This window comes from Streptococcus pasteurianus, from assembly GCF_004843545.1.
Lineage (GTDB): Bacteria > Bacillota > Bacilli > Lactobacillales > Streptococcaceae > Streptococcus > Streptococcus pasteurianus.
This window is the reverse complement of record NZ_CP039457.1, coordinates 1,907,188-1,934,136: the sequence shown is the minus strand read 5'-3', so window position 1 is coordinate 1,934,136 and position 26,949 is coordinate 1,907,188. Positions and strand designations below refer to the sequence as shown.

26 protein-coding genes are annotated in these 26,949 nt (G+C 38.9%); 18 read left to right on the top strand and 8 right to left on the bottom strand.

All coding sequences use genetic code 11. From position 1 onward, the window contains the following. Positions 1-139: 139 nt before the first annotated feature. From fusA to E8M05_RS10020, 8 genes are all read left to right on the top strand, one after another. Positions 140-2,218, top strand: coding sequence for an elongation factor G (gene fusA / locus E8M05_RS10055; protein WP_003066533.1), 2,079 nt, complete (start codon positions 140-142; stop codon positions 2,216-2,218). Positions 2,219-2,422: 204 nt separating this feature from the next. Next, complete coding sequence (gap, locus tag E8M05_RS10050; protein ID WP_003066531.1) at positions 2,423-3,436, top strand: type I glyceraldehyde-3-phosphate dehydrogenase; 1,014 nt, start codon at positions 2,423-2,425, stop codon at positions 3,434-3,436. 187 nt (positions 3,437-3,623) lie between these two features. Further along, positions 3,624-4,820, top strand: coding sequence for a phosphoglycerate kinase (locus E8M05_RS10045; protein WP_003066528.1), 1,197 nt, complete (start codon positions 3,624-3,626; stop codon positions 4,818-4,820). 230 nt (positions 4,821-5,050) lie between these two features. Further along, positions 5,051-5,587: an FUSC family protein gene (locus E8M05_RS10040; RefSeq protein ID WP_003066525.1), complete on the top strand. Its 537-nt coding sequence runs from the start codon at positions 5,051-5,053 to the stop codon at positions 5,585-5,587. 88 nt (positions 5,588-5,675) lie between these two features. Beyond that, positions 5,676-6,047 (top strand): MerR family transcriptional regulator, encoded by a 372-nt coding sequence (locus E8M05_RS10035; protein WP_003066523.1) that lies wholly within the window; start codon positions 5,676-5,678, stop codon positions 6,045-6,047. A 49-nt stretch (positions 6,048-6,096) separates the two neighbouring features. After that, positions 6,097-7,443, top strand: coding sequence for a type I glutamate--ammonia ligase (gene glnA / locus E8M05_RS10030; protein ID WP_003066522.1), 1,347 nt, complete (start codon positions 6,097-6,099; stop codon positions 7,441-7,443). A 179-nt stretch (positions 7,444-7,622) separates the two neighbouring features. Next, the gene (gene gltB / locus E8M05_RS10025; protein WP_061100336.1) at positions 7,623-12,140 is read left to right on the top strand and encodes a glutamate synthase large subunit; all 4,518 of its coding nucleotides are present in this window, start codon (positions 7,623-7,625) and stop codon (positions 12,138-12,140) included. 1 nt (position 12,141) lies between these two features. After that, positions 12,142-13,581: a glutamate synthase subunit beta gene (locus tag E8M05_RS10020; protein ID WP_003066518.1), complete on the top strand. Its 1,440-nt coding sequence runs from the start codon at positions 12,142-12,144 to the stop codon at positions 13,579-13,581. Positions 13,582-13,835: 254 nt separating this feature from the next. Here E8M05_RS10020 and rnjA read toward each other — a convergent pair whose 3' ends face one another. Together rnjA and E8M05_RS10010 are read right to left on the bottom strand one after the other, a co-directional pair. Next, positions 13,836-15,518 carry a ribonuclease J1 gene (gene rnjA / locus E8M05_RS10015; RefSeq protein ID WP_003066516.1) on the bottom strand — a complete coding sequence of 561 codons (1,683 nt, stop codon included), beginning with the start codon at positions 15,516-15,518 and terminating at the stop codon, positions 13,836-13,838. 1 nt (position 15,519) lies between these two features. Then, positions 15,520-15,750 carry a DNA-dependent RNA polymerase subunit epsilon gene (locus E8M05_RS10010; protein WP_003066514.1) on the bottom strand — a complete coding sequence of 77 codons (231 nt, stop codon included), beginning with the start codon at positions 15,748-15,750 and terminating at the stop codon, positions 15,520-15,522. Between the two features lie 180 nt (positions 15,751-15,930). Here E8M05_RS10010 and tsaB point away from each other — a divergent pair, with 180 nt between their 5' ends. From tsaB to E8M05_RS09985, 5 genes are all read left to right on the top strand, one after another. Further along, complete coding sequence (tsaB, locus tag E8M05_RS10005; RefSeq protein ID WP_041973791.1) at positions 15,931-16,620, top strand: tRNA (adenosine(37)-N6)-threonylcarbamoyltransferase complex dimerization subunit type 1 TsaB; 690 nt, start codon at positions 15,931-15,933, stop codon at positions 16,618-16,620. Position 16,621: 1 nt separating this feature from the next. After that, entirely contained in the window at positions 16,622-17,044 is a 423-nt protein-coding gene (gene rimI / locus E8M05_RS10000; protein WP_288630568.1) for a ribosomal protein S18-alanine N-acetyltransferase, read from the top strand. Positions 17,045-17,053: 9 nt separating this feature from the next. Next, positions 17,054-18,064 carry a tRNA (adenosine(37)-N6)-threonylcarbamoyltransferase complex transferase subunit TsaD gene (gene tsaD / locus E8M05_RS09995; protein WP_003066509.1) on the top strand — a complete coding sequence of 337 codons (1,011 nt, stop codon included), beginning with the start codon at positions 17,054-17,056 and terminating at the stop codon, positions 18,062-18,064. Positions 18,065-18,207: 143 nt separating this feature from the next. Further along, positions 18,208-18,903 carry an AzlC family ABC transporter permease gene (locus tag E8M05_RS09990; RefSeq protein WP_061100335.1) on the top strand — a complete coding sequence of 232 codons (696 nt, stop codon included), beginning with the start codon at positions 18,208-18,210 and terminating at the stop codon, positions 18,901-18,903. Then, positions 18,893-19,219 carry an AzlD domain-containing protein gene (locus tag E8M05_RS09985; RefSeq protein WP_003066507.1) on the top strand — a complete coding sequence of 109 codons (327 nt, stop codon included), beginning with the start codon at positions 18,893-18,895 and terminating at the stop codon, positions 19,217-19,219. Before E8M05_RS09990 ends, E8M05_RS09985 begins: the two co-directional genes overlap by 11 nt. Here the strand turns inward: E8M05_RS09985 and E8M05_RS09980 are convergent. Next, positions 19,208-19,609, bottom strand: coding sequence for a MarR family winged helix-turn-helix transcriptional regulator (locus E8M05_RS09980; RefSeq protein ID WP_003066505.1), 402 nt, complete (start codon positions 19,607-19,609; stop codon positions 19,208-19,210). The genes E8M05_RS09985 and E8M05_RS09980 overlap by 12 nt on opposite strands. 108 nt (positions 19,610-19,717) lie before the next feature. On the opposite strand from E8M05_RS09980, the gene E8M05_RS09975 reads away from it, so the two are divergent. Next, positions 19,718-20,743 (top strand): threonine aldolase family protein, encoded by a 1,026-nt coding sequence (locus tag E8M05_RS09975; protein WP_058692500.1) that lies wholly within the window; start codon positions 19,718-19,720, stop codon positions 20,741-20,743. Between the two features lie 9 nt (positions 20,744-20,752). After that, on the top strand, positions 20,753-21,232 hold the full coding sequence (locus E8M05_RS09970) for a GNAT family N-acetyltransferase (RefSeq protein ID WP_003066501.1): 480 nt from the start codon (positions 20,753-20,755) through the stop codon (positions 21,230-21,232). Positions 21,233-21,296: 64 nt separating this feature from the next. Here E8M05_RS09970 and rpsN read toward each other — a convergent pair whose 3' ends face one another. Together rpsN and E8M05_RS09960 are read right to left on the bottom strand one after the other, a co-directional pair. Continuing rightward, positions 21,297-21,566, bottom strand: coding sequence for a 30S ribosomal protein S14 (gene rpsN, locus E8M05_RS09965; RefSeq protein WP_003066499.1), 270 nt, complete (start codon positions 21,564-21,566; stop codon positions 21,297-21,299). Between the two features lie 132 nt (positions 21,567-21,698). Beyond that, positions 21,699-22,871, bottom strand: coding sequence for an aminoacetone oxidase (locus E8M05_RS09960; RefSeq protein WP_041973744.1), 1,173 nt, complete (start codon positions 22,869-22,871; stop codon positions 21,699-21,701). 219 nt (positions 22,872-23,090) lie between these two features. Between E8M05_RS09960 and E8M05_RS09955 the strand changes: the two genes are divergently transcribed. The 3 genes from E8M05_RS09955 to E8M05_RS09945 all read left to right on the top strand — a co-directional run bounded on the left by E8M05_RS09955 (position 23,091) and on the right by E8M05_RS09945 (position 25,121). Continuing rightward, on the top strand, positions 23,091-23,624 hold the full coding sequence (locus E8M05_RS09955) for a DUF536 domain-containing protein (RefSeq protein ID WP_003066496.1): 534 nt from the start codon (positions 23,091-23,093) through the stop codon (positions 23,622-23,624). A 72-nt stretch (positions 23,625-23,696) separates the two neighbouring features. Further along, positions 23,697-24,284 (top strand): 3'-5' exonuclease, encoded by a 588-nt coding sequence (locus E8M05_RS09950; protein ID WP_003066494.1) that lies wholly within the window; start codon positions 23,697-23,699, stop codon positions 24,282-24,284. Positions 24,285-24,386: 102 nt separating this feature from the next. Continuing rightward, the gene (locus tag E8M05_RS09945; protein WP_013852257.1) at positions 24,387-25,121 is read left to right on the top strand and encodes a MerR family transcriptional regulator; all 735 of its coding nucleotides are present in this window, start codon (positions 24,387-24,389) and stop codon (positions 25,119-25,121) included. Positions 25,122-25,164: 43 nt separating this feature from the next. On the opposite strand, the gene E8M05_RS09940 is transcribed toward E8M05_RS09945, so the two are convergent. The 3 genes from E8M05_RS09940 to E8M05_RS09930 form a co-directional block, all read right to left on the bottom strand. Further along, on the bottom strand, positions 25,165-25,464 hold the full coding sequence (locus E8M05_RS09940; RefSeq protein ID WP_003066489.1) for a YbaB/EbfC family nucleoid-associated protein: 300 nt from the start codon (positions 25,462-25,464) through the stop codon (positions 25,165-25,167). 77 nt (positions 25,465-25,541) lie between these two features. Next, positions 25,542-26,693, bottom strand: coding sequence for a site-specific integrase (locus tag E8M05_RS09935; protein WP_136596474.1), 1,152 nt, complete (start codon positions 26,691-26,693; stop codon positions 25,542-25,544). Next, on the bottom strand, positions 26,680-26,940 hold the full coding sequence (locus E8M05_RS09930) for a DUF3173 family protein (RefSeq protein ID WP_024416832.1): 261 nt from the start codon (positions 26,938-26,940) through the stop codon (positions 26,680-26,682). Before E8M05_RS09930 ends, E8M05_RS09935 begins: the two co-directional genes overlap by 14 nt. Between the last annotated feature and the right edge of the window lie 9 nt (positions 26,941-26,949).

Genomic DNA, 26,949 nt, shown 5'->3' with positions numbered 1-26,949 from the left:
GGCTGTGTTTAGTAAGTGTTTTGCTTACTGACATGTATCAAATTTAATAAAGCATGTTTAGAACGGGTAGGTCCTGCCTATCCGTTCTAAAAATATGCTATAATAGAGTAGTAAATTAAATTTATAATAGGAGAAAAAAATGGCTCGCGAATTTTCACTTGAAAAAACTCGTAACATTGGTATCATGGCTCACGTCGATGCTGGTAAAACAACAACAACTGAGCGTATTCTTTACTATACTGGTAAAATCCATAAAATCGGTGAAACACACGAAGGTGCTTCACAAATGGACTGGATGGAACAAGAGCAAGAACGTGGTATCACAATCACATCTGCCGCTACAACTGCACAATGGAAAGACTACCGTGTAAACATTATCGACACACCAGGGCACGTGGACTTCACAATTGAAGTACAACGTTCTCTTCGTGTTCTTGATGGTGCGGTAACAGTTCTTGACTCACAATCAGGTGTAGAACCTCAAACTGAAACAGTTTGGCGCCAAGCTACTGAATACGGTGTTCCTCGTATCGTATTCTCAAACAAAATGGACAAAATCGGTGCTGATTTCCTTTACTCAGTAAGCACACTTCACGATCGTCTTCAAGCTAACGCTCACCCAATTCAATTGCCAATCGGTTCTGAAGATAGCTTCAACGGCATCATTGACTTGGTTAAAATGAAAGCTGAAATCTATACTAATGACCTTGGTACAGATATTCTTGAAGAAGATATTCCAGCTGAATACGTAGATCAAGCTAACGAATATCGTGAAAAATTGATCGAAGCAGTTGCTGAAACTGATGAAGAATTGATGATGAAATATCTTGAAGGTGAAGAAATCACTGAAGCTGAATTGAAAGCTGCTATCCGTAAAGCAACTATCAACGTTGAATTCTTCCCAGTTCTTTGTGGTTCTGCTTTCAAAAACAAAGGTGTTCAAATGATGCTTGATGCAGTTATTGACTACCTTCCAAGTCCACTTGACATCCCTGCAATCAAGGGTGTTAACCCAGATACAGACGAAGAAGAAGAACGTCCAGCATCAGATGAAGAGCCATTTGCAGCTCTTGCATTCAAGATCATGACTGACCCATTCGTAGGTCGTTTGACATTCTTCCGTGTTTACTCAGGTGTATTGGACAGTGGTTCTTACGTTCTTAATACATCTAAAGGTAAACGTGAACGTATCGGACGTATTCTTCAAATGCACGCCAACCACCGTAACGAAATCGAAACAGTTTACGCTGGTGATATCGCTGCTGCCGTTGGTTTGAAAGACACTACAACTGGGGACTCATTGACAGATGAAAAAGCTAAAGTCATCCTTGAATCAATTGAAGTTCCAGAACCAGTTATCCAATTGATGGTTGAACCTAAATCTAAAGCTGACCAAGATAAAATGGGTATCGCTCTTCAAAAACTTGCTGAAGAAGACCCAACGTTCCGTGTTGAAACTAACGTTGAAACTGGTGAAACAGTTATCTCTGGTATGGGTGAACTTCACCTTGACGTCCTTGTTGACCGTATGAAACGTGAATTCAAAGTTGAAGCAAACGTAGGTGCTCCACAAGTATCGTACCGTGAAACATTCCGTCAAGCTACTCAAGCACGTGGATTCTTCAAACGCCAATCTGGTGGTAAAGGTCAGTTTGGTGATGTTTGGATTGAATTTACGCCAAATGAAGAAGGTAAAGGATTCGAATTTGAAAATGCTATCGTCGGCGGTGTCGTTCCTCGTGAATTTATCCCTGCAGTAGAAAAAGGTCTTCAAGAATCTATGGCTAACGGTGTTCTTGCTGGTTATCCAATGGTTGACGTTAAAGCTAAACTTTACGATGGTTCATACCACGATGTCGATTCATCTGAAACAGCCTTCAAGATTGCTGCATCACTTGCACTTAAAGAAGCTGCTAAAACTGCACATCCAGTTATTCTTGAACCAATGATGCTTGTTACAATCACAGCTCCAGAAGAAAACCTTGGTGACGTTATGGGGCACGTTACAGCTCGTCGTGGACGTGTTGATGGAATGGAAGCTCATGGTAACAGCCAAATCGTTCGTGCCTTTGTTCCACTTGCTGAAATGTTCGGTTATGCAACAATTCTTCGTTCTGCAACTCAAGGACGCGGTACATTTATGATGGTATTTGACCACTATGAAGACGTTCCTAAATCAGTACAAGAAGAAATCATCAAGAAGAATTCTGGTGAATAATTCCTGATAGAAAGGATGCTCAAAAGAGCATCCTTTTTTATTATGAAAACGGTAATAATATTTGCAATTTTGGTGAAATAGTTATATAATACTAACGTTGAAAGGTTGATTTGTGCCTACGTAAGTTAATCTTTTCACAATTGTCTAAAAGGGAAACCTTTTAAAATAAAAATTTTTTTGATTTTCATAAGGAGGAAATCACTAATGGTAGTTAAAGTTGGTATTAACGGTTTCGGTCGTATCGGTCGTCTTGCATTCCGTCGTATCCAAAACGTTGAAGGTGTTGAAGTAGCTCGTATTAACGACCTTACTGACCCAGCTATGCTTGCACACTTGTTGAAATACGATACAACTCAAGGTCGTTTCGACGGTGACGTTGTTGTTAAAGATGGTGGTTTTGAAGTTAACGGTCAATTCGTTAAAGTTTCTGCAGAACGTGACCCAGAACAAATCGACTGGGCTAACGATGGTGTAGAAATCGTTCTTGAAGCAACTGGTTTCTTTGCAACTAAAGCTGCTGCTGAAAAACACTTGCACGAAGGTGGAGCTAAAAAAGTTGTTATCACAGCTCCTGGTGGATCAGATGTTAAAACAATCGTATTTAACACTAACCACGAAATTCTTGATGGTACTGAAACAGTTATCTCAGCTGGTTCATGTACAACAAACTGTCTTGCGCCAATGGCTGATGCTTTGAACAAATCATTCGGTCTTAAAGTTGGTACAATGACTACAGTTCACGGTTACACTGGTGACCAAATGACTCTTGACGCACCACACCGTAAAGGTGACTTCCGCCGCGCACGTGCTGCTGCTGAAAACATCGTTCCTAACTCAACTGGTGCTGCTAAAGCTATCGGTCTTGTTATCCCAGAATTGAACGGTAAACTTCAAGGTCATGCTCAACGTGTACCAGTTCCAACTGGATCACTTACTGAACTTGTTTCAGTTCTTGACAAAAAAGTAACTGCTGAAGAAGTTAACGCTGCTATGCAAGCTGCTGCAACTGAATCATTCGGTTACAATACTGACCCAATCGTTTCACGCGATATCGTAGGTATCTCATTCGGTTCATTGTTTGACGCAACTCAAACAGAAGTAACCGAAGCAACTGACGGTACTCAATTGGTTAAAACTGTTGCATGGTACGACAACGAAATGTCTTACACTTCACAACTTGTTCGTACTCTTGAATACTTCGCAAAAATTGCTAAATAATCAATGAGTTAGCTGAAGAAGAGAGGATTCATTCCTCTCTTTTTTATATATTGTAAAATGATACAGAAATTCACACATTTCCTCGTTTAGTAGTGGCTGGCGTACAAAATGTACTGATTTTGCTATCTCTTTTACAGGTTTTGTGATATAATTAGCATGTATAAAAAATAATAAGGAGTCCTATCAAATGGCTAAATTGACTGTTAAAGACGTTGATTTGAAAGGCAAAAAAGTTCTTGTCCGTGTTGACTTTAACGTGCCTTTGAAAGATGGCGTTATCACTAACGACAACCGTATTTCTGCGGCTCTTCCAACAATCAAGTACATCATCGAACAAGGTGGTCGTGCAATTCTTTTCTCTCACCTTGGACGTGTTAAAGAAGAAGCTGATAAAGAAGGTAAATCTCTTGCTCCAGTAGCAGCTGATTTGGCAGCTAAACTTGGTCAAGAAGTTGTCTTCCCAGGTGTTACACGTGGTGCTGAACTTGAAGAAGCTATCAACAACCTTAAAGACGGTGAAGTTCTTCTTGTTGAAAACACTCGTTTTGAAGATGTTGACGGTAAAAAAGAATCTAAAAACGATCCAGAACTTGGTAAATACTGGGCTTCACTTGGTGACGGAATCTTCGTTAACGATGCATTTGGTACTGCACACCGTGCACACGCATCTAACGTAGGTATCTCTGCAAACGTTGAAAAAGCTGTTGCAGGTTTCCTTCTTGAAAACGAAATTGCATACATCCAAGAAGCTGTTGAAAAACCAGTTCGTCCATTTATCGCAATCCTTGGTGGTTCAAAAGTTTCAGATAAAATCGGTGTTATCGAAAACTTGTTGAAAAAAGCTGATAAAGTCCTTATCGGTGGTGGTATGACTTACACATTCCTTAAAGCACAAGGTATCGAAATTGGTAATTCACTTGTCGAAGAAGACAAACTTGATGTTGCTAAAGAACTTTTGGCTAAAGCTGACGGTAAATTAATCTTGCCAGTTGACTCAAAAGAAGCTAACGCTTTTGCTGACTATACTGAAGTTAAAGATACTGAAGGTGCAGCAGTAGATGCTGGATTCCTTGGTCTTGATATCGGTCCAAAATCTATCACTAAATTTGACGAAGAATTGACTGGTGCTAAAACAGTTGTTTGGAATGGGCCTATGGGTGTATTCGAAAATCCTGATTTCCAAGCTGGTACAATTGGTGTAATGGATGCTATCGTTAAACAACCAGGCGTTAAATCAATCATTGGTGGTGGTGACTCAGCTGCCGCAGCTATCAACCTTGGTCGTGCTGACAAATTCTCATGGATTTCTACTGGTGGTGGAGCTTCTATGGAACTTCTTGAAGGTAAAGTACTTCCAGGTCTTGCAGCACTTACTGATAAATAATAATTTCTTCGTTGAGAAGATTTAAAGAGGACGGTGTTACCGTCCTTTTTTGTGTATAAAATCCGTAAATGGGAAGAAAATATTTTATTGCATGAAAGTGGTACTATTATTTTGGTTTTTGGAATGCAAGTGAGAGATATTTTGTGGTAAACGCATTCATATCAGTAGAACGTTCGCAAATCAATTTGAAAATATGTTAAAATAAAGAAAATGCAAATTGGTTGTGAGTTATGAATTATTTAAAAAATCTTTTATCGAATTATAAGTTTGACCCGAGTAAATTTAAATTGGGCATGCGCACCTTTAAGACTGGTTTAGCTGTTTTTTTGGTTTTATTAATTTTCCATTTATTTGGATGGGAAGGGCTGCAGATAGGAACGCTGACAGCTGTTTTCAGTTTACGTGAAAGTTTGGACAAGAGCGTTCATTTTGGCTTCTCACGTGTGGTTGGAAATAGTGTTGGTGGTTTGCTATCTCTGCTCTTCTTTTTTATCAATCAGTTTTTCCATAATCAGTTTTGGGTAACGTTGATTTTTGTTCCAATTTTTACCATGTTAGGAATTATGATTAATGTTTCAATTAATAACAAAGCAGGAATCATTGGTGGAACATCGGCACTTTTGATTATTACTCTATCAATTCCTGCTGGTGATACCATTTTATATGTATTTGCTAGGGTGTTTGAAACATTTTGCGGGGTCTTTGTAGCTATTCTTGTTAATTCTGATGTTGATAAGATTAAGGGACTTTTACGCCAAAAAAACTAAAAATTTTTCATTTATGTTATATTTTCTTACATAAGGGGTTGACGGTTTAGAATTTTCAGACTATAATAAGTGTCGGAAGGAGGTCATCATGAAAGAAAAAGAACTCAGACGTTCAATGGCGGTATTTCCTATTGGAACAGTAATGAAATTGACGGATTTAACAGCACGCCAGATTCGTTATTATGAAGATCAGGGTTTAATTACCCCAGAAAGGACGTCGGGAAATCGTCGTATGTATTCGTTAAATGATATGGATCGATTGCTCGAAATTAAAGATTTTCTTGATGAGGGGCTTAATATTGCGGCTATTAAGCGTGAATATGCGGAGCGACAAGATAAAGCACATCAGAAACAAAAATCTTTAACTGATGCTGATGTTCGTCGTATCTTACAAGATGAACTCCGTAACCAAGGTCGTTTTTCGGCCCCATCACAGTACATTGGCAACTGGCGCATCTAAAAACACGCGCCGCTCGGTTATTTCGGTTTTAAAAAGGAGACCTTAATTCATGACTATTACAGCAGCTGACATTCGTCGCGAAGTCAAAGAAAAAAATGTAACTTTTTTGCGTTTAATGTTCTCAGATATCGCTGGGACATTGAAAAATGTGGAAATTCCAGCAACTGATGAACAACTTAACAAAGTATTGGCAAACAAAGCAATGTTTGACGGTTCTTCAATCGAAGGTTTTGTTCGTATCAACGAATCTGATATGTTCTTACATCCAGACCTTGATACTTGGACAGTGTTCCCTTGGGGGAGTGAAAATGGTGCTGTTGCAGGTTTGATCTGTGACATCTATACTGCTGAAGGAGAACCATTTGCAGGTGACCCACGTGGAAACTTGAAACGTGCTCTTCGTCATATGGAAAAAGTTGGTTTCAAATCATTTAATCTTGGTCCAGAGCCAGAATTCTTCTTATTCAAATTGGATGAAAAAGGTGAAGCAACTCTTGAAGTAAACGACCGTGGTGGTTACTTCGACCTTGCACCAACTGACCTTGCAGATAACACTCGTCGTGAAATTGTTAATGTTTTGACTGAAATGGGGTTTGAAGTTGAAGCTAGTCACCACGAAGTGGCTGTTGGCCAACATGAAATTGACTTTAAATACGCTGATGTTTTGAAAGCTTGTGATAACATTCAAATTTTCAAACTTGTTGTTAAAACAATTGCTCGTAAACATGGTCTTTACGCTACATTCATGGCTAAGCCTAAATTTGGTATCAACGGTTCAGGTATGCACTGTAACATGTCATTGTTCGATTACGATGGCAATAATGCCTTCTACGATACTGAAGATCCAAAAGGTATGCAATTGTCAGAAACAGCATATTATTTCCTTGGCGGTTTGATGAAGCATGCTTATAACTACACTGCAATCATGAACCCAACTGTAAACTCATACAAACGTTTGGTTCCTGGTTATGAAGCACCAGTTTACATTGCATGGGCTGGACGCAACCGTTCACCACTTATCCGCGTTCCTGCATCACGTGGTATGGGAACCCGTTTGGAACTTCGTTCTGTTGACCCAACTGCTAACCCATATCTTGCACTTGCTGTCCTGCTTGAAGCAGGTCTTGACGGTATTGAAAACAAAATTGAAGCTCCAGCTCCAGTTGAATCAAATATCTATGTCATGACTGAAGGAGAACGTAAAGAAGCAGGTATCCGTGACCTTCCTTCTACTTTGCACAATGCTGTTAAAGCTTTACAAGAAGATGAAGTTGTCAAAGCAGCGCTTGGTGAACATATCTTTGTAAACTTTGTGGAAGCTAAGAAAATTGAATGGTCAAGCTATGCGGCCTTTGTTTCGCAATGGGAAGTTGATAACTATCTAGACTTATACTAAGAAGTAGTGAAGGAGACAGCTTCTGGCTGTCTTTTTTTTACCCCAAATTACCACATTTGTAATTAGAAAGTTCAAATAAGAACTATTCTAATCTAACATAAAGTGGTATAATTTAAAGTAAATATTCTGAATAATTAGACCGTTTTTGACTATTTGTACTAATGATAGGAGTAGAAGCTATGAATGAAAGTGCTTTGAGAGCGCAACAGACAACGCTTTGGGATCCATCTTTTGAATCGGATGCTTGTGGTATGGGGTTTGTTGCACAGCTTGATGGTAAAGCCAGCCATACTTTGATTGATTATGCCTTAACCATGTTAACTCGTATGAATCACCGTGGAGGTACAGGTGCAGAACCTGATACAGGAGACGGTGCAGGAATGTTGCTTACTTTGCCTGATGAATTTTTCCAATTAAAAGCTAAAGAAGCAGGTTATGTTTTGCCTAAAAAAGGCGATTACGCCGTTGCACAATTATTTTTACCTCAGGATACTGAAGCTAAGGTAAGTCTTTTGGAAGCTGTTAATGCTGAAATTAAATTAGCAGGTTTTCATGTTTTGATGACACGTGATGTGCCATTTAATTACGATAATTGTGGTCCAGCAGCCCAAGAAATTATGCCAAGTTTTGTACAAGTTTTTGTTAAGAAGCCTGATGACACAAAAGCTGGCCGTGATTTTGAGGATAAATTGTTCCGCTTACGTCGCCAACTTGAAAAGAGTTTTTCAGCTGATGAATTTTTCATTTGCTCACTTTCAAGTAAGACAATTGTGTACAAAGGAATGCTGCATGCTTTCCAAGTTGGGCTTTTTTATCCTGATTTGCAAGATGAACATTTCAAGTCTCATATTGCGTTGACACACTCACGCTTTTCTACAAATACTTTCCCATCTTGGGATCGTGCACAGCCATTCCGCTTTTTGGCTCACAATGGTGAAATTAATACTCTCCGTGGTGCTGAAAATTGGATGCACAGTCACCAGATTGAAGTTTATAACGAAGAAAATTCGGACTCTGCCAAGTTGGAAAACTGTCTAGAATATCTTTACCGTAATGGTCGTGATATTCCACAAAGTCTTTTAATGATGGTACCTGAAGCTTGGGGTGATGAATCAGGGCTTTCAGATGATTTGAAGGCATTTTATGAATATGCGTCAAGTTTTGTGGCTCCATGGGATGGTCCAGCAGCGCTTGTTTTCACTGATGGTGATATGGTTGGTGCGCGTTTGGACCGTAATGGATTGCGTCCTAGCCGTTATTCATTGACAAAAGATAATTTCCTTATTTGCTCAAGTGAATCTGGTGTTGTCGATCTTGAACCAAGTCGCGTTATTGAAAAAGGTGTGCTTGGACCTGGTAATATGATGTTGATTGACACGACTTCAGGAAAATTAATGCGCAATGAAGAAGTGAAAGCATACTATGCTGCACAACATCCATACAAAGAGTGGGTTGACGAAAACATTGCTCATCTTAACGACTTTGAGGCTGCTGAATTGACTCAAGAAACAAATGACATTGAAACAATGTGGAAGGCTTATGGCTACAATGAAGAAGTTATTCGTACGGTCATTCTACCAATGTCTGAAAAAGGTGAAGAACCTGTCATTTCAATGGGATTTGATAGCCCACTAGCGGTTCTCTCTAATAAGAACCAATCGCTTTTCACTTTCTTCAAGCAACAATTTGCGCAGGTTACTAATCCGCCAATTGATGCCATTCGTGAACAAATCGTTGTGTCAACTAGTGTTTACCTTGGTGGTGATGGGAATTTCAAAGCTGATGGTGCTGATAACTGTGTCAAAGTAAAAATTGACAGCCCAGTTCTTTCAAGTCAAGATTTTGCGAAAATTGCTAACTTGAAAGATGACCGTTATTGTGCAACAACCCTATCTACGGTTTATGACGTGGTTGAGCCGTCACATAATCGTTTGCAACGTGCGCTAGAAAATCTTTTCAAAGCTGCTGAAAAAGCCGTTGATAATGGTAGTAAGATTATTATTCTTTCAGACCGTAATGTTAAAGAAAATCAGACAACTATTCCAATGTTGTTAGCTGTTTCTGGTTTAAATAACTACATGGTTGTCAAAGGAAAAGCTAGCCAATTTTCAATTGTTGTCGATACAGCGGAAGCTATTGAAGTTCATCATTTTGCAACCTTGGTTGGTTATGGTGCGGCTGCGGTTCACCCTTATGGCGCTTATGCGACATTGAAAGAATATGGCAAAGACGAGCTTGCTTTTGAAAAATATCGTAAAGCTGCTGAAAAAGGTATTGTCAAAGTTATGAGTCGTATGGGGATTTCAACAATCCTTGGTTACAAAGGGGCTCAATTATTTGAAGCCGTTGGTTTATCTGACTCTGTTGTTAACAAATACTTTACAGGTACAGTAACTCGTATTGGTGGTTTGTCACTTGACCAAATTGAAAAAGAATACCTTCAACGTATGGAAGATGCTTTTGGTTCTCGTCGTGGAGATTATCTCCAAAGTGGTGGTATTTATCAATTTAAAGCAGATGGCGAGTATCACCTTTTCAATCCACATACCATTTATAATTTCCAACAAGCTGTTCGTAAAGGGGACTACAAACTCTTTAAAGAATACACAGCTGAATTGGACAAAGAAGCATTGTCAACGCCGACAACACTTCGTTCTATTTGGGAATTTAAATCTGACCGTCCAAAAGTTGACCTTTCTGAGGTAGAACCAGTAGAAACTATTGTTAAACGTTTCAAAGTTGGTGCCATGAGTTTTGGTTCACTTTCTAAAGAAGCACATGAAACAATTGCTGAAGCCATGAACTCAATCGGAGCGAAATCAAACTCTGGTGAAGGTGGCGAAAATCGTAATCGTTTCAAAGTGCAACCAGACGGACGTAATTTGAACTCTAAAATCAAACAAGTTGCTTCTGGACGTTTTGGTGTCAATGCAGAATACCTCATGTTTGCTGAAGAACTTCAAATTAAATTAGCACAAGGTGCGAAACCTGGTGAAGGTGGTCAATTGCCTGGTCAAAAAGTCTTCCCTTGGGTTGCAGAAATTCGTGGTGCAACGCCTGGTGTACGCTTGATTTCACCACCACCTCACCATGACATCTACTCAATTGAAGATTTGGCGCAATTGATTTATGACCTTAAAGCCATTAATCCTTATGCTAAAATCAATGTTAAATTGGTTTCAAGTACTGGTGTTGGTACAATTGCTACGGGTTGTGTAAAAGCTGGTGCTGATAAGGTTGTTATTTCTGGTTATGATGGTGGTACAGGAGCTTCTCCACGTAACTCTGTCCGTGATGCTGGGCTTCCATGGGAAATGGGCTTGGCTGAAGCACACCAAACATTGTCACTTAACCGTCTCCGTCAACGTATGACTCTTGAAACTGATGGTAAATTAATGACTGGTCGCGATGTTGCCATTGCCACTCTTCTTGGAGCGGAAGAATATTCATTTGCAAGTCTAGCATTGATTTCTATTGGTTGTGTGATGATGCGTGTTTGCTCATTGAATACTTGTCCTGTTGGTGTAGCAACTCAAAATCCAGAACTTCGTAAACATTTTGCAGGTAAACCTGAACATGTGATTAACATGATGATGTTTATGGCAGAAGAATTGCGTGAATATATGGCTGAACTTGGTTTCCGTTCTGTTGACGAAATGGTTGGTCATTCAGAAATCTTGAAAGCGAAATTCATTCCAAAAGGTAAAGTAAAATCGCTTGATTTTTCACGTATGCTTGGTATAGCTTATCCAATTGACCGCAAGACAGAAGATCCATTTGCTGAAGCACGTCAATGGAAAGAATTGGACGGATTTGCCAAAGCTGCTGTTGATAATGGTGCAAGCGTGACGATTAAAGAATCAATTAACAATGTTCAACGTGCAGTCGGTGCTCGAATGGCAGGCTGGATGGCTGAACGTTATGGAAATGATACCGTTGAACTAGGTTTGATTAAATATGAATATACTGGTATTGCTGGTCAATCATTTGCAAGCTTTATCACACAAGGTATGGAATTAACGCTAGTTGGTGAAGCAAATGACTACATTGCCAAATCAATGTCAGGTGGACGTTTGATTGTGAAGCCGCCGCATGATGCCGCTTATGATGTTGAAAATTCACCGATCGTTGGTAACGTTGCTCTCTTTGGTGCGGTTAAGGGCGAAGCTTATTTCGCTGGTCGCGCAGGTGAACGTTTCTGTGTTCGTAATTCAGGTGCTAAAGTTGTTGTTGAAGGTGTCGGAGCACACGGTTGTGAATACATGACAGGTGGTGTTGCTGTTATCCTTGGAACAACAGGACGTAACTTCGCTGCTGGTATGAGTGGTGGTGTTGCCTATGTTTATGATGTGGACGGTGATTTTGCCGAAAAAGTTAACCAAGAAATGGTTGACCTTTACAAAGTCGGTGAAACTCGTGGGGATGATGTCTTGGTTGATATGATTCAAAAACACTATGAATACACAGGTAGCGCTAAAGCAAAACGCTTGCTTGACAACTGGGCACAAGAAGTTGATAAATTCATTAAAGTTTATCCAACTGAATTCCATGAAATTAATAATATTGAATACGCACTTGCTAATACTGGTTTAGAAGGTGATGAACTTGAATTGCGTACCTTCGAAATTGCCACAGGTGGTGCAGAAACTGCTGCCGAGAAAGAAGAACTTCTTGCACAAGTAACAGGAGGTAAATAAAATGGCTAATCCATTTGGATTTTTGAAATATGAACGTAAAGATAATCCGTTTCGTCCTGTTGCTGAACGCATCTTGGACTTTGAAGAATTACAAGTTCCATTGTTCGAAGAGGACCGTCAAAAACAAGCTGCACGTTGTATGGCTTGTGGGATTCCTTTCTGTCATTCTGGACAATTCTACGGTGGCGGACGCGCGGTTTCAGGTTGTCCAAATGACAACTTGATTCCTGAATGGAATGATTTGCTTTATAAAGGCGATTACAAACGTGCTTTTGAGCGTCTCTCACGTACAAATCCTCTCCCAGAAATGACTGGACGTGTTTGTCCAGCGCCGTGTGAAAAAGGTTGTACAGAAGGCCTTAATGGCTCTGGTGTCACTATCCATGATAATGAACGCTTTATCATCGATACAGCCTTTGAAAATGGTTGGGTAGAGGAGTCAGGTCGTCCAGCCTATCGTACAGGATTTAAAGTTGCTGTTATTGGTTCTGGACCTGCAGGGCTTTCAACTGCTTGGCGCCTTAATAAACTAGGTCATACAGTAACTGTCTATGAACGTAGTGATCGTTTTGGTGGACTATTGATGTACGGTATTCCAAATATGAAATTGGATAAGGAAATTGTTCAACGTCGTATTGATTTGATGGAAAAACTTGGTATCAATTTTGTTGCTAATACGGAAGTGGGACGTGATGTAACAGCGGATGAATTGTTGAAACAATATGACCGTGTTGTTCTTGCAACTGGTGCAAGTGTTCCGCGTGATTTGGATGTCCCAGGTCGTCATCTATCTGGTGTGCGTTTTGCGGTTGATTTCTTAACTGAAACGACTAAAAATGTCCTTGCTTCTGATAATAAAAAACTTGGTCCAACGCTTGAAGGCAAACATGTTCTTGTCATTGGTGGCGGTGATACAGGTAATGATTGTATCGGTACGGCTGTTCGTTTGGGTGCAGCAAGTGTTAAACAACTTGAGATCACTCCAGAACCGCCAGAAAAACGCTTACCAACAAATCCATGGCCACAATATCCAATGATTAAACGTGTCGGTTATGGGCAAGAAGAAGCCAATTTCGTACAAGATACAGAATTGACAACTTATGCTACATCAACAACTGAGTTTATCGGTGCTGATAGTGGTCAAGTCATTGCTGCTAAGACTATCAAAGTTGGTCCTGGTTTCAAACCAATTGAGGGAACTGAAGAAATCATCAAAGCAGACCTTGTTTTACTAGCAATGGGATTCACAGGTGCTGAAAAATCATTATTTGAACAATTTGGTGTTCAAAGTGTCTATGATGATTATTCAACAAATAATGACCATGTCTTTGTTGCTGGTGACGCGCGTCGTGGTCCAAGTCTTGTGATTTGGGGAATCCGCGAAGGACGCAAAGCCGCAGAGAAAATCGACCAAGGTCTTCGTGTCATGGTTGCACAATAAAACTAAGAAAGCTCGCTGTTATGGCGAGTTTTTTGGTTGGATTCAAGATAGTCTTTAGGTTTGTGGAAAAGGAGAACATACGACTTTATTCATGGGCCTAAAAATTCAAAAGCAAATCGGTAACTTTAAAGAGATTTGATTTTTTAGCTAGTCTTCGTTTTTAGTTGCTAACCTAAAATGATTTACGTTTACTCCTGCACTTTGTCATTTCGTAAACAAAGAAGCTGAGCACTTTTGTCTCAGCTTCGTTAATTCTATTTTTCATCTGGTGTGAGAATCATTGGGATAATGATTGGTTCACGTTCTGTTTTTTCGTATAAGAATGGACGAAGGGCGTTCACAATAGCACCGTTAACAGATTGAATGCTTGCGTCCTGGTTTTTCAAGGCTATGCGAATCGCGTTGAAAAGAACACGTTGACTTTCACGGATGAGGTCGCCTGATTCGCGCATGTAGATAAATCCACGGCTGAGAATGTCAGGACCTGCTAAAATCATTTGTGTGTCAAAATCGACAGTTGCGACAGCAAGAACGACACCGTCTTCTGATAAATCATGACGGTCACGCAGTACAGCAGCACCAATGTCACCAATACCATTACCATCAACATAAATGTCTTGAGCATTGAAGTGTCCAGCACGGCGAGCTGAACTAGCTGTGAGAGCTAGGACATCACCATTTTCCATGATAAAGATATTATCTTTTGGCACACCTGTGTCCATTGCTAAACCAGCATGAATTTTTAGCATACGGTATTCACCGTGAACCGGCATGAAGTATTTTGGTTTCATCAAGCGGAGCATGAGTTTTTGCTCTTGTTGACCACCATGACCAGATGTGTGGATATTGTTGACTTTACCGTGGATAACTTCGACACCAGCTTCTTGGATAGTATTAATTAGTTTATTAACGCTTGTTGTGTTACCAGGAATTGGGCTAGATGAGAAGATAACGGTGTCACCAGGTTGTAGTGTGACTTGGCGGTGTGTACCATTGGCAATACGTGCTAGCGCAGCCATTGATTCCCCCTGACTACCTGTACACATGATTAAAATTTCACTAGCATGATAGTCTTTGAGTTCGCTTGGTTCGATAAATGTTCCTTTTGGAACCTTGATATAACCAAGTTCGATACCATTGACAATGGCTTTTTCCATAGAACGTCCGAAAACAACAATTTTACGTCCTGTTTTAACGGCAGCTTCGGCAGCTTGTTGGAGACGGAAAATATTTGAAGCAAATGATGCAAAAATAATACGTCCATGAATACCTTCAATAATCTTCATGATAGATTGTCCAACGACTTTTTCTGAATTTGTAAAGGTTGGAATTTCAGCGTTGGTTGAGTCTGATAATAAACAGAGAACGCCATCTTCACCAAGGGCAGCCATGCGGTGGATATCTGCTGGCTCACCAACTGGTGTCCAGTCAAATTTGAAGTCCCCTGTGCAGACAATTTTACCTTGTGGTGTGTGGATAACGATTCCAAGAGGTTCTGGAATTGAGTGGGTTGTGCGGAAGAAAGTAACGCTAAGGTTTTTAAATGTTAATTCTGTGTTAGCGTTGATTTCATAGAGTTTAGCATCACGGAGAAGTCCGTGTTCTTCCAATTTTCCTTTGATAAGTGCAAGAGCTAATGGTCCAGCGTAGATTGGGATATTAGCTTGTTTTAAGAGAAATGGGATTCCACCAATGTGGTCCTCGTGACCGTGGGTAATAACGAGCCCTTTGATACGGTCAATATTTTCAACGATATAAGAATAATCTGGAATGACATAATCGATTCCGAGAAGGTCATCTTCAGGGAATTTGATACCAGCATCAACGATGATAATTTCATCTTTGTACTCAATACCGTAAGTATTTTTTCCGATTTCTCCAAGACCACCAATTGCGTAAACCCCAACTTCTTCGGGTTTTAAATTGATTTGTGACATGTTATAACTCCGTTAATTTAAAGACACCTGTTTCTTTTTCGTAAGCTAGGTGTTTATCTGATAGAAGCTCAATAAATTCAACGTTGTAAGGTGTCTTTTCTTCAACGAGTTTGCGTGTTTTGATGCGTCCTTCGAGTTCAGTTGTGGCATCAACGTCTAAGTAGAGCACTTTAGTTTGCTCACGGTGTGGGTTACGTTCTTTTGTTTCTTGGTAAAAAACTTTATAAATCATAGTTTTCCTTTCTTTATACCTGTGGCTAATCAAACTACAAAAAACCTGCCAAATAGCTTTATATCTACTTGACAAACATCTATGAAATTTTTACGAGTAATTGATTTAACCTTGATTCGTTGCAATTATTAAAATTATATCATAAAATAAGAGGTAGAATCAAGTGAGGGAATTTAAATGATGAAAGTTTTAGCCTTTGATACTTCAAGTAAGGCTTTGTCTGTTGCTATTTTAGATGGCAAGAATTTGTTAGCCGATGTAACGGTCAATATTAAAAAAAATCACAGTATAACATTAATGCCTGCGATTGATTTTTTGATGACATCTGTGGATTTGCAACCAAGTGATTTAGATAGAATTGTTGTAGCGCAAGGTCCAGGGTCTTATACTGGTTTGCGCGTGGCGGTTGCGACAGCTAAAACATTGGCATATACGTTAAATATTGAGCTAGTAGGGGTGTCAAGTCTGTATGCACTTGCTGCGGCAGCTGATTTTGATGGCTTGGTTGTTCCTATCATGGATGCCCGTCGTAATAATGTTTATGCTGGGTTTTATAAAAATGGTCAGTCTGTTAAAGCAGACCAACACATGAGTTTTACAGCTGTTTTAGAAGCCGTTAAGGCTGAAGCTAAGGTTATGTTTGTTGGTGAAGTGGATAATTTCCGCGACCAGATTGAAGAAGCTCTACCACAAGCTGTTATTTTACCTGTTTTGCCATCAGCTTATGCTATTGGAAAATATGGTCAAAGTCTTGAACCAGCTGATGTTGACAGTTTTGTACCAAATTATCTCAAACGTGTGGAAGCAGAGGAAAACTGGCTTAAAACGCATAAAGAAGATTCAACTGCAGATTATGTCAAACGTATCTAACATGAAAGATTTATCAGAAAAAGTGACTGCTGTTTATGCTATCTTGTCTGATGTCTATGAAGTGTCACCATGGACAAAAAAGCAAATTTTAGCAGATATGCAGCAGGATAGTGTGGATTATTTTTTTGTGGAAAAAGACAAGGAAATGGTTGGTTTTCTGGCAATTCAGCAACTTGTTGGCGAATTAGAAATCACAAATATTGCGGTTAAGAAAGCTTATCAAGGTTGTGGTTTAGGCAGTCAGTTATTAACCAATTTAGACCAGATTGACTTTTCAATTTTCTTGGAAGTGAGAGCATCAAATACTTCTGCGCAAGCTTTGTACCAAAAATTTGGATTTAAGGTGATTGGTGAGCGTAAGCAATATTACCATAATCCAATTGAGGATGCGATTATCATGAAGCGTGAAGGTAATGAGAGGTAAAAAAGATAAATGAAAGATAGATATATTTTAGCTGTGGAGAGCTCTTGTGATGAAACAAGTGTTGCCGTTTTAAAAAATGAAAGCGAGATTTTGAGCAATATTATTGCTAGTCAAATTGAAAGTCACAAGCGTTTTGGTGGCGTGGTGCCAGAGGTTGCTAGTCGTCACCATGTCGAAGTGATTACAACGTGTTTCAAAGATGCTTTGGATGCGGCAGGAATTGAAGTGAGTGACCTTGATGCGGTTGCTGTAACTTACGGTCCTGGCTTGGTTGGAGCGATTTTAGTGGGGATGGCTGCTGCTAAAGCTTTTGCTTGGGCGAACCATTTGCCATTGATTCCTGTTAATCATATGTCTGGGCACTTGATGGCAGCTCGTCAAGTCAAAGAATTAGCCTATCCATTAATGGCATTATTGGTTTCTGGCGGACACACAGAACTGGTTTATGTGTCTGAACCTGGCGATTATAAAATTGTCGGTGAAACGCGTGATGACGCTGTTGGTGAAGCATATGACAAGGTTGGTCGTGTCATGGGCTTGACTTATCCTGCTGGACGTGAAATTGACCAATTGGCACATCAAGGAAAGAATATTTATGATTTTCCGCGTGCCATGATTAAAGAAGATAACCTCGAATTTTCATTTTCAGGTTTGAAATCAGCTTTTATTAATTTACACCATAATGCTGCGCAAAAAGGTGAAACACTCTCAAAAGAAGATTTATCAGCATCATTTCAAGCTGCCGTTTTGGATGTTTTGATGGCGAAAACAAAAAAAGCTTTGGAAAAATATCCTGTCAAAACACTCGTTGTAGCTGGTGGTGTGGCTGCTAATCAAGGCTTGCGTGAACGTTTGGCAGATGAAATTACAGAAGCAGAAGTTGTTATTCCGCCATTACGTCTTTGCGGCGATAATGCTGGCATGATTTCGCTAGCAGCAGCGATTGAATACGATAAAGGGCACTTTGCTGACTTAGACTTAAACGCTAAACCAAGTTTAGCTTTTGATAGTTTGGATTAGGGGATAAAGGTAATAGAAGAACTCTTGAAAATTTATTTTCAGGAGTCTTTTTATGTGCTATAATGGAAAAAATTGTTTGAACAATGAGTAGCTGCAGAGACTTCATATGGGTTCTCTGCTTATTGAATATTTAGGGAGTTTGTATGCAGGAAAAAGGGTTTAAAGAGGGGCTTCAAGCTGCACTTCCAACGGCTTTGGGTTATATTTCGATTGGTTTAGCTTTTGGAATTGTGGCATCTGCTTCAGGATTATCAGCTTTAGAAGTTGGCTTGATGAGTCTTTTGGTCTATGGTGGTTCAGCTCAATTTGCCATGTGTGCCATGTTGCTTGCTCATGCTGATTTGGCTTCAGTAACGTTGACCGTTTTTTTAGTTAATTTGCGTAATATGTTGATGAGTTTGCATGCAACAACTATTTTTACCAAAACAAGCTTTCTCAATAACATTGGGATAGCTAGCTTAATTACAGATGAAAGTTATGGTGTTTTGCTGGGAGAAAATGTTCACAATAAATCAATTGCAGCTAGCTGGATGCATGGTAATAATCTACTGAGTTATGCAGCATGGGTTTTATCTACAATTGTAGGGACACTCCTAGGAGGTATTATCCCTAATCCAGAAAGTTTTGGGCTTGATTTTGCTCTGATTGGTATGTTTATTGGTTTACTTGTCTTTCAATTTGATGCGATATTGAGTGAAGGCATTAAAAAACTATTGCTTGTACTAGCAGCTGTGGCTATTAGTTTTTTAGTCTGTGCTGTTTTTCTATCAAGTGCCTTAGCGGTTTTAGTGTCAACGTTAATTGGTTGTAGTGTGGGGGTAATGTTGGATGAGCGTTAGTAGTTATGTTTTGGTAGCCATTCTTTTAGGATTTGTTGTGTCTTGGGTTCCGCGAGTTGCCCCTTTTATCTTGGTAAAATATAAAGGCTTGCCCGAAATTGTCATTCGTTTTTTGAAATATTTACCCGTTTCCATTTTATTTGCTTTGACGTTTTCAAGCCTTTTTGACGTTGAAATTGGGCATTTGCCACAAGTAAAGGACTTGGAAGTTCTAGTCAGTCTTCCCACTTTTTATGTCGCCTTAAAATCTAAAAATTTATTATATGCCGTCATTACAGGAATTGTTAGCATGGCGATTTTACGGTTAATATTTTAATTTTGCCATTAATTGTTTGAGTTGAGCAATTTCTTCTGTGGATAAGTTTGATAAAAGAAAATCAGATTGCTTTTGTTCATATTCGTGAAGCTGTGGATAAATGTCCATGGCTTTTTCTGTTGGATAAACACGTTTGATTTTCTGGTTAACAGCATCTTTCTTTAGTTCAAAATAGCCGAGCGTAGCTAATTTTTTTATCGTTCTAAAGGCAGTTGTACGGTCAATTTGGACATTGTCTGCCAACTCGCCCAAAAACATTCCAGGTTTTTCACAGACACGAATAATATAGATGAATAGATTGTTATTTAGTCCAAGTTCTTTAAAATGATTATTAGAGTCAATTTGAATGGTGCGCGTGATAGCGCCAATAGTACGAATAATATCAAACATAATAGTTTCTCCTTGCTAAAAATTTTAACAAAAAAATATTGCATTTACAATAAAAAGTGATATAATAATCTCGATATTATTGTAAATGCAATCAAAAGAGGTGCTAATATGTTACATTTTGAAAATGATTATAATAAAGGAATTCATCCACAGCTACTCCAAGCGCTTGTGGATAGTAATCAAGAAAGTTTTGCTGGTTATGGCATGGATAGTTATTGTGCACAGGCTGCAGAAAAGATGAAAGCAGCTTGCCATTGCCCTGAAGCTGAAATCTTCTTTTTATCAGGTGGCACACAGACTAATCAAGTGGTTATCGATAGCTTGTTAACCTCTTACGAAGGTGTTATCGCTGCTGAAACGGGGCATGTTAGCACTCATGAAGCTGGTGCTATTGAATTTACAGGACACAAGGTACTAACACTTCCTTCTCATCAAGGAAAAATTCAGGCGGCTGAGCTTGCTGCTTATGTGGATAACTTTTATCGTGATGGCAACCATGACCATATGGTTTTTCCAGGGATGGTTTACATTTCTCACCCAACTGAATATGGCACGCTCTACACCAAAGAAGAATTAACCGCCATTTCAGATGTTTGTCGTCAATATCAATTGCCACTCTTTATTGATGGCGCACGTTTAGGATATGGTTTGGCAGCTAAGGAGACAGATGTTGATTTACCAACTATTGCTGAATTATCAGACGTCTTTTATATTGGTGGTACCAAAATGGGAGCCTTTATTGGTGAAGCCGTCGTGTTTACAAAACAAAATACACCAAAACATTTTGTGACAACAGTCAAGCAGCATGGAGCACTTTTGGCAAAAGGTTGGCTGATTGGTGTGCAATTTGACCGTTTCTTTACGGATAATCTTTATTTTGAAATTGGTGAGCACGCTATTAAAATGGCAGAGCAGTCAAAAGCCATTTTACGTGAAAAAGGCTATCGTTTCTATCTGGAATCACCAACAAATCAACAATTTATCATTATTGAAAATGCTAAATTAGCCACTTTAGGTGAAGTCCTTGCTTATAGCTTCTGGGAAAAATATGACGATACTCATACGGTTATTCGTTTAGCAACAAGTTGGTCAACAACGCAAGAAGATATTGATAAATTACGAGAGGTTTTATAGAGGTAAGGTATGCAGATATCTATTTTTGAACCAAAGTTTAATCAGGCGGTGATAGACTTGATACTAACTATCCAGCAAGAAGAATTTTTGCTTCCTATTTCCTTAACGGAACAACCTGATTTATTGGACATTGAAAATTCTTATCAAAAACAAGGTGGTCAATTCTGGGTAGCTATAAATGAGAGGAAAGAAGTGCTAGGGTGTATTGGCTTAGTGGCTCTTGAACAAGACAATGTCGCTTTAAAGAAAATGTTTGTAAGTAAAAATTACAGAAAAGCAGGTTTAGGAAAAGAATTATTGAAGGCTTTTGTAGCTTATTGCCAAAAAGAGCAGAAGAAGGCTATTTTTCTTGGAACAACAACAGATTTTGAGGCTGCTCAGCACTTTTACCGAAAATTTGGTTTTCAAGCAATTGAATCGTCAAATTTACCTGCTGATTTTCCACGTTTAGCTGTGGATAATCGTTTCTATACTTATGTTATTAACTAAAAAAGCTGGGGATATCCCAGCTTTTTGTGTGATAAAAACTTTTGTCTTTCTATTTTTTTGAGGATTACCAGCTGGCTTTTTTGACGCCAGGAAGTTGTCCTTTGTGAGCAAGGTCACGGAAGTTGATTCGGCTAACGCCGAATTTACGCATGTATGCGTGTGGGCGTCCGTCAATGCGGTCACGATTTTTCAAACGATTTGGATTTGAGTCGCGTGGTAATTTACGAAGCGCTTCGTAATCGCCTTTTGCCTTCAATTCACGACGTAAGTCGGCATATTGTTCAATGAGTTTTAGTTGTCGGTTGTATCTAGCAATTTTTGATTTTTTAGCCATAATGTCTCCTTTTACTTAACTGGTTAACGATATTTATTATAACACCTTTGAGGAAATAATCAAGAGAAAAACTTAACTAGTTAAATATTTTTTTCAAAAAAAGAAACCCACAAAAGGATTTCTCAACAATTGTTAGTAATGTAAACTTCCAGCGACCCAGCCTGTACATAACGCCACAGTGATGTTAAAACCACCTGTGTGGGCATTAATATCAAGCACTTCACCAGCAAAGTAAAGTCCAGGGACTTGCTTACTTTCAAGGGTTTTGGGATTAATTTCTTTCAAATCAATGCCACCTTTAGTCACAAAAGATTTTGCCAGTGACATTTTTCCGGTTACTTTAATTGGCAGCTCTTTGATGTTATCCACAAGTTCTTTTTCTTGTTGTGGCGTTAGTTGTTTGACTTTTTCGGGAAATGGCTGTGCTAAAAAGCTTGCTAATCGTTCTGGAAGAAGCACTTTAAGAGCATTTTTGAGGGATTTCTCACGCTGCTCCGCTAAAAATGCGTGTATCTTTTCTGTGGATAGTTTGGGGACAAGGTCAAGTGTAATGGTTTCGCCACCCTTGATAAAACTTGATAGGCGTAGTGCGGCAGGTCCAGACAAACCAAAATGCGTAAAGAGCAAATCATGCGTAATATAGTGTTTTTGATAGCTCAAACAAACATCATCAAGAGAGATTCCTTGAAGTTCCTTGTGTGGAAAATCTGTTAATAATGGACTTTCAGCCGCTTCAAGTTCTGTAAGATTGAGTTTAAAATGCCTGGCAATCTCATAACCAAAACCTGTTGACCCTGTGGAAGGATAGGCTTTACCACCTGTTGTGACAATGAGTTTTCCACAGATGAACTCATCTGTCGCAGATTTGACGTGGAAAAGGTTGTCGATTTTCTTGACAGAAACAACTTCAGTATTGGTTAAAACGGTGCCACCGAGTTCATTGATTTTATGGGCAAGAGCATCAATAATCGTTTTTGATTTATCAGTTTTTGGGAACACACGCCCATGGTCCTCAACTTTTAAAGCAACGCCATTTTCTTCAAAAAATCGGATAATGTCGTGGTTGTCAAATTGTGAAAAGACACTGTAAAGAAAGCGTCCATTTCCAGGAATGCCTTCCATGAGGTCATCAATGGTACCATTATTAGTGACGTTACAACGTCCACCCCCCGTTCCAGCTAGTTTTTTGCCGAGTCGTTTATTTTTGTCGATAAGTAATGTTTGGTTACCATAATAACTGCTTGAAATGGCAGCCATCATACCAGCGGGACCGCCGCCAATGATAATTGTATCGTATGTATTCATATAGCTATTGTAGCATAAAATATTGCTATCTTGATAAGCAAGTAATGGGATTTGTGAAAAGAAAGTTAGGATGTTTACAGAAAATAACAAAAACGTGACAGCAGTTCTAAAAAAAGTTGATATCAAGTAAAAAGCACACCAGAAACTTGGTGAAAATTGACAATCATAGACTGTTATGTTATCCTTTTCATAAGAAATTTCAACGTAAAAGAGGATATTATGGCAATTGAGAAAACAGTTAGCGAGCTGGCTGAGATTCTAGGAGTTAGCCGCCAAGCGGTTAACAATCGTGTCAAGAGTCTGCCAGAAGAAGATGTCGATAAAAATGAAAAGGGAGTTACCGTTGTCAACCGAAGTGGCTTGATTAAATTGGAAGAAATCTACAAAACAACCATTTTTGAAGATGAGCCAATTGATGAAGAAACAAAACAACGCGAACTTTTAGAAATTTTAGTGGACGAAAAAAATACTGAAATTACACGTTTGTATGAGCAGCTCAAAGCTAAGGATAAACAGCTTGCTTCAAAAGATGAACAGCTTCGTGTTAAAGATGTGCAAATTAGTGAAAAAGACAAGCAGCTTGATCAGCAACAACAATTGACGCTTGCTGCCATGGAAGACACAAAACGCCTTCAGCTTGAACTTAATGAAGCTAAGGCTGAAGTCGAAGAAATTCAAACGAAGTCAGAAGAAAAAATTCAAGAAGAAGCAGCTCCGAAGGGATTCCTAGCGCGTCTTTTTGGTGGAAAATAAGAACTCGAAATTTATCGGAAGCTGGGACAAAAGTTCCAGCTTTATTTTATAAACTCATTTTTAGGAGGTATCATGGAAAAATTAGCGGAGTACATTGCATTTGATTTGGAATTTAATACGGTTGCTGAGAAAAGTCATATTATTCAGGTTTCAGCAGTAAAATTCAAAGAAGGTCACGAAGTTGATAGCTTTGACACTTATGTTTACACCGATGTGCCATTGCAGTCATTCATTAATGGATTGACGGGTATTACATCAGAAAAAATTGCTAACGCTCCAAAGCTTGATGAAGTGCTGGCTGACTTTAAAACATTCGTTGGAGAGACTGCTTTGGTTGGTTACAATGCGCTAAAATCAGACCTGCCCTTACTTGCTGAAAATGAATTAGACTTGACAGAGCTTTACAAGGTTGATTTATATGATGAGGCTTTTGAACGTCGTAGCACAGACTTGAATGGAATTGCCAGTCTCAAGTTGACAAGTGTTGCTGAATTTTTAGGTATTTCAGGACATGGTCATAATTCACTTGAAGATGCTCGCATGACTGCGCTTGTTTATGAAAAGTTCATGGAATTTGATGAGAATAAATCTTATTTGAATCAGCAAGAAGAAGAGCATGGTGACAATCCTTTTGCAGCTTTAGGTGGCTTTTTTAGCTAAAAGCTCTGCTATTTTTCAAAAAATAAAAAATCATCTAGGGTAACCCCTTGCTTGTGACGTTGGGGCATGTCCTATAATAAGGACAGAAAGGAGGTGAAAGGAATGTCTCGCTCTTATACAACTGGCGATTTGGCGAAGTTGGCAGGTGTTTCAGTTCGCACGGTCCAATATTATGATAAACGTGGTATTTTGTCGCCATCTGATTTGACAGAAGGTGGACGGCGGATTTATGTGGATAGTGATTTGGAACAGTTGCGCATGATTTGTTTTTTGAGAGAGTTAGATTTTTCTATTGAACAGATAAAGCGGTTGTTTGCTGAGGAAAATGCAAGGCAAGTTTTAGAGTTACTGCTTGTTGAGCATATCAAGGAAACAAAGCGTGAGCTTGCTGAGAAGAAAGCCAAACTTGACACTACTGTCAACTTGCTTGACAGGGTAAAAAATCAAACAGGTCAGTCGCTAGAATTTTTATCAGACATTTCTCTTACCATGAAAAATCAATTAGCTTGGCGTCGTTTGCAAAAACGGATGTGGATTAGTAATCTAGCAACGATTCTTATTTTTGTTCTTTGTGTTGCTTGGCTTGCAAGTCGTCCACAATCTGTTGTTTGGCAAGGTGTTGGTATCGGTATTGGTTTGGTGTATGTTGGCACATTATTAACATTGTCTTATCGTTTTTCACGTAAAATAGCTTATATCTGTCCCAATTGCCACCAACTTTTCCAACCAACGTATAGGGAATTCGTATTTGCTCGTCATACTCCTAAAACGCGAAAATTAACTTGCCCACATTGTCATGAAAAATCTTATTGTTTAGAAACAGCAAAAGAAGCTTAAAAAGCTCGAACCTTAAAAGGTTCGAGCTTTTTTGATTATGTCATTAAAATGGTAATTTTCCTGCAAATGCGCCTAGTGTTTTTTGTGTGGCATCATCGATTTGAGAAAGTGCATCGTTGATTGCTTGTGTTGTCATGTCTTGAAGTGTTTCAACATCATCTGGGTCAACAACAGCATCTTTAAAAGTGATGTTCACCAATTTTTTATCACCTGTAAACTCAACAACAACTAAATCTTGAGCTGATTTTCCAGTGAAAGTTGTACTAGCAAGTTCAGATTGTTTTTTCTCCATTTGTTTTTGGAGTTTTTGAGCCTGACGCATCATATTTTGCATATTCATCATAAGATTTTTAAGATTCCTTTCGTACAAAGGGTTTAGACCCTCTGGTTAAATTTTCGTTGCCTTATTTTGCCTTATTGTTAAAAATTTTCAAAGGCAGAGGCAATTTCTTTTTGTTGGGTTGGAAATAAATGCGAGTATACATTTATTGTAGTGTTGATTGAGGAATGACCTAATCGTTTCATCAAAGTAAAGAAAATATAGTCTTTACCTTCTCCATTACGTAAGCCTTGGGAGACTAAGAAGGCAGCATGAGAATGCCTGAAATCATGGTTACGAATAAGTTTTAAATTTTTGGGCATTCTTTTTTTTAGAAGAACCCGAAAATTTGAAACATTAGGACTAGTCAATACCTCTGGAGTTGATTGAAAGAGTTGCAGGCTATTTGGATTATCAGTAAATTCATTTAGTAGCTTGTGTTGTTTCTCTTTCCAGTGTTTCAATTCTTCCACGAAGGCACGATGGATATAAATCCGACGATTGGATTGTGTGGTTTTAACTGTACCGATATGGACTTGACCTTTGCGATAATAAGCAGAGTATTTAACATCAATATAACTTTCTTCAAGGTTGACATGTTGCCAAGTTAAAGCCAATGCTTCGCCAATACGCATGCCAGTATACATTAGTACACGATACAAGAGTTGAAAAGGGTATTCATGCTCTTCAAAAAGTGAATCAAACTGTTTGAACTGGTCAGGTGTATAGTATGCCATTTCTTTATGTTGATGTGGCAATCGTCTCAATCCATTACAAGGATTATCTTGTCGAATACGATTGGCAATTGCAACATCAAACATTTTATGGACAAAAATCATTTGCTGATTAACATGAGAATTGGTTAAAGTCCCACCTTTTACACTAGGTTGGTTTTTTAGCCAATTTCTGTATTCTTTGATGTCCGTAACAGAGACAGCTCGCATATCCGCATTTTTGAAGTATTTGGACATGTATACTCGATAGTAAGATTCTTGACTATCTATTGTCCCTCGTTTATTGCCTCGAAGTTCATCTTCTTCTTGAACGAGCGAGTAGAGATAGGAAACCGAAACTTTATCTTTATGTCTGACTTGATGCAGCTTATTGATACGATAGTCTGCCTCATATCGTTCAGCTTCTTTGCGTGTTTTAAAATCTGTTTTTCTGTGACGTTTTTGTTCGCCAGTTACGGCATCATAACCGTCACTAATATCCACCTTCCATTTTTTATTTTGTTGTCTAGTTACTGCCATTTGAAACTCCTTTTTCAAGAGCAGTATCTTCTCGTACGTTAGTAATTATATCATGTTTTGGGGATAACTCAAAACCTAGAATGTCTTCAATAGTCTTGATTGGGACTCGTCCGATACGTTTGTTCTTGTACCAAGAAAAACCTTCAGAAACTAGTCTTGCTTTCGCTTCCCTAATGAGTTTTTTTGCTTGGGAATCAGAAAATCCAGTTAGTTTCATGACATCATCTTTATTTACAATGCTAATCATTTTTTGCCT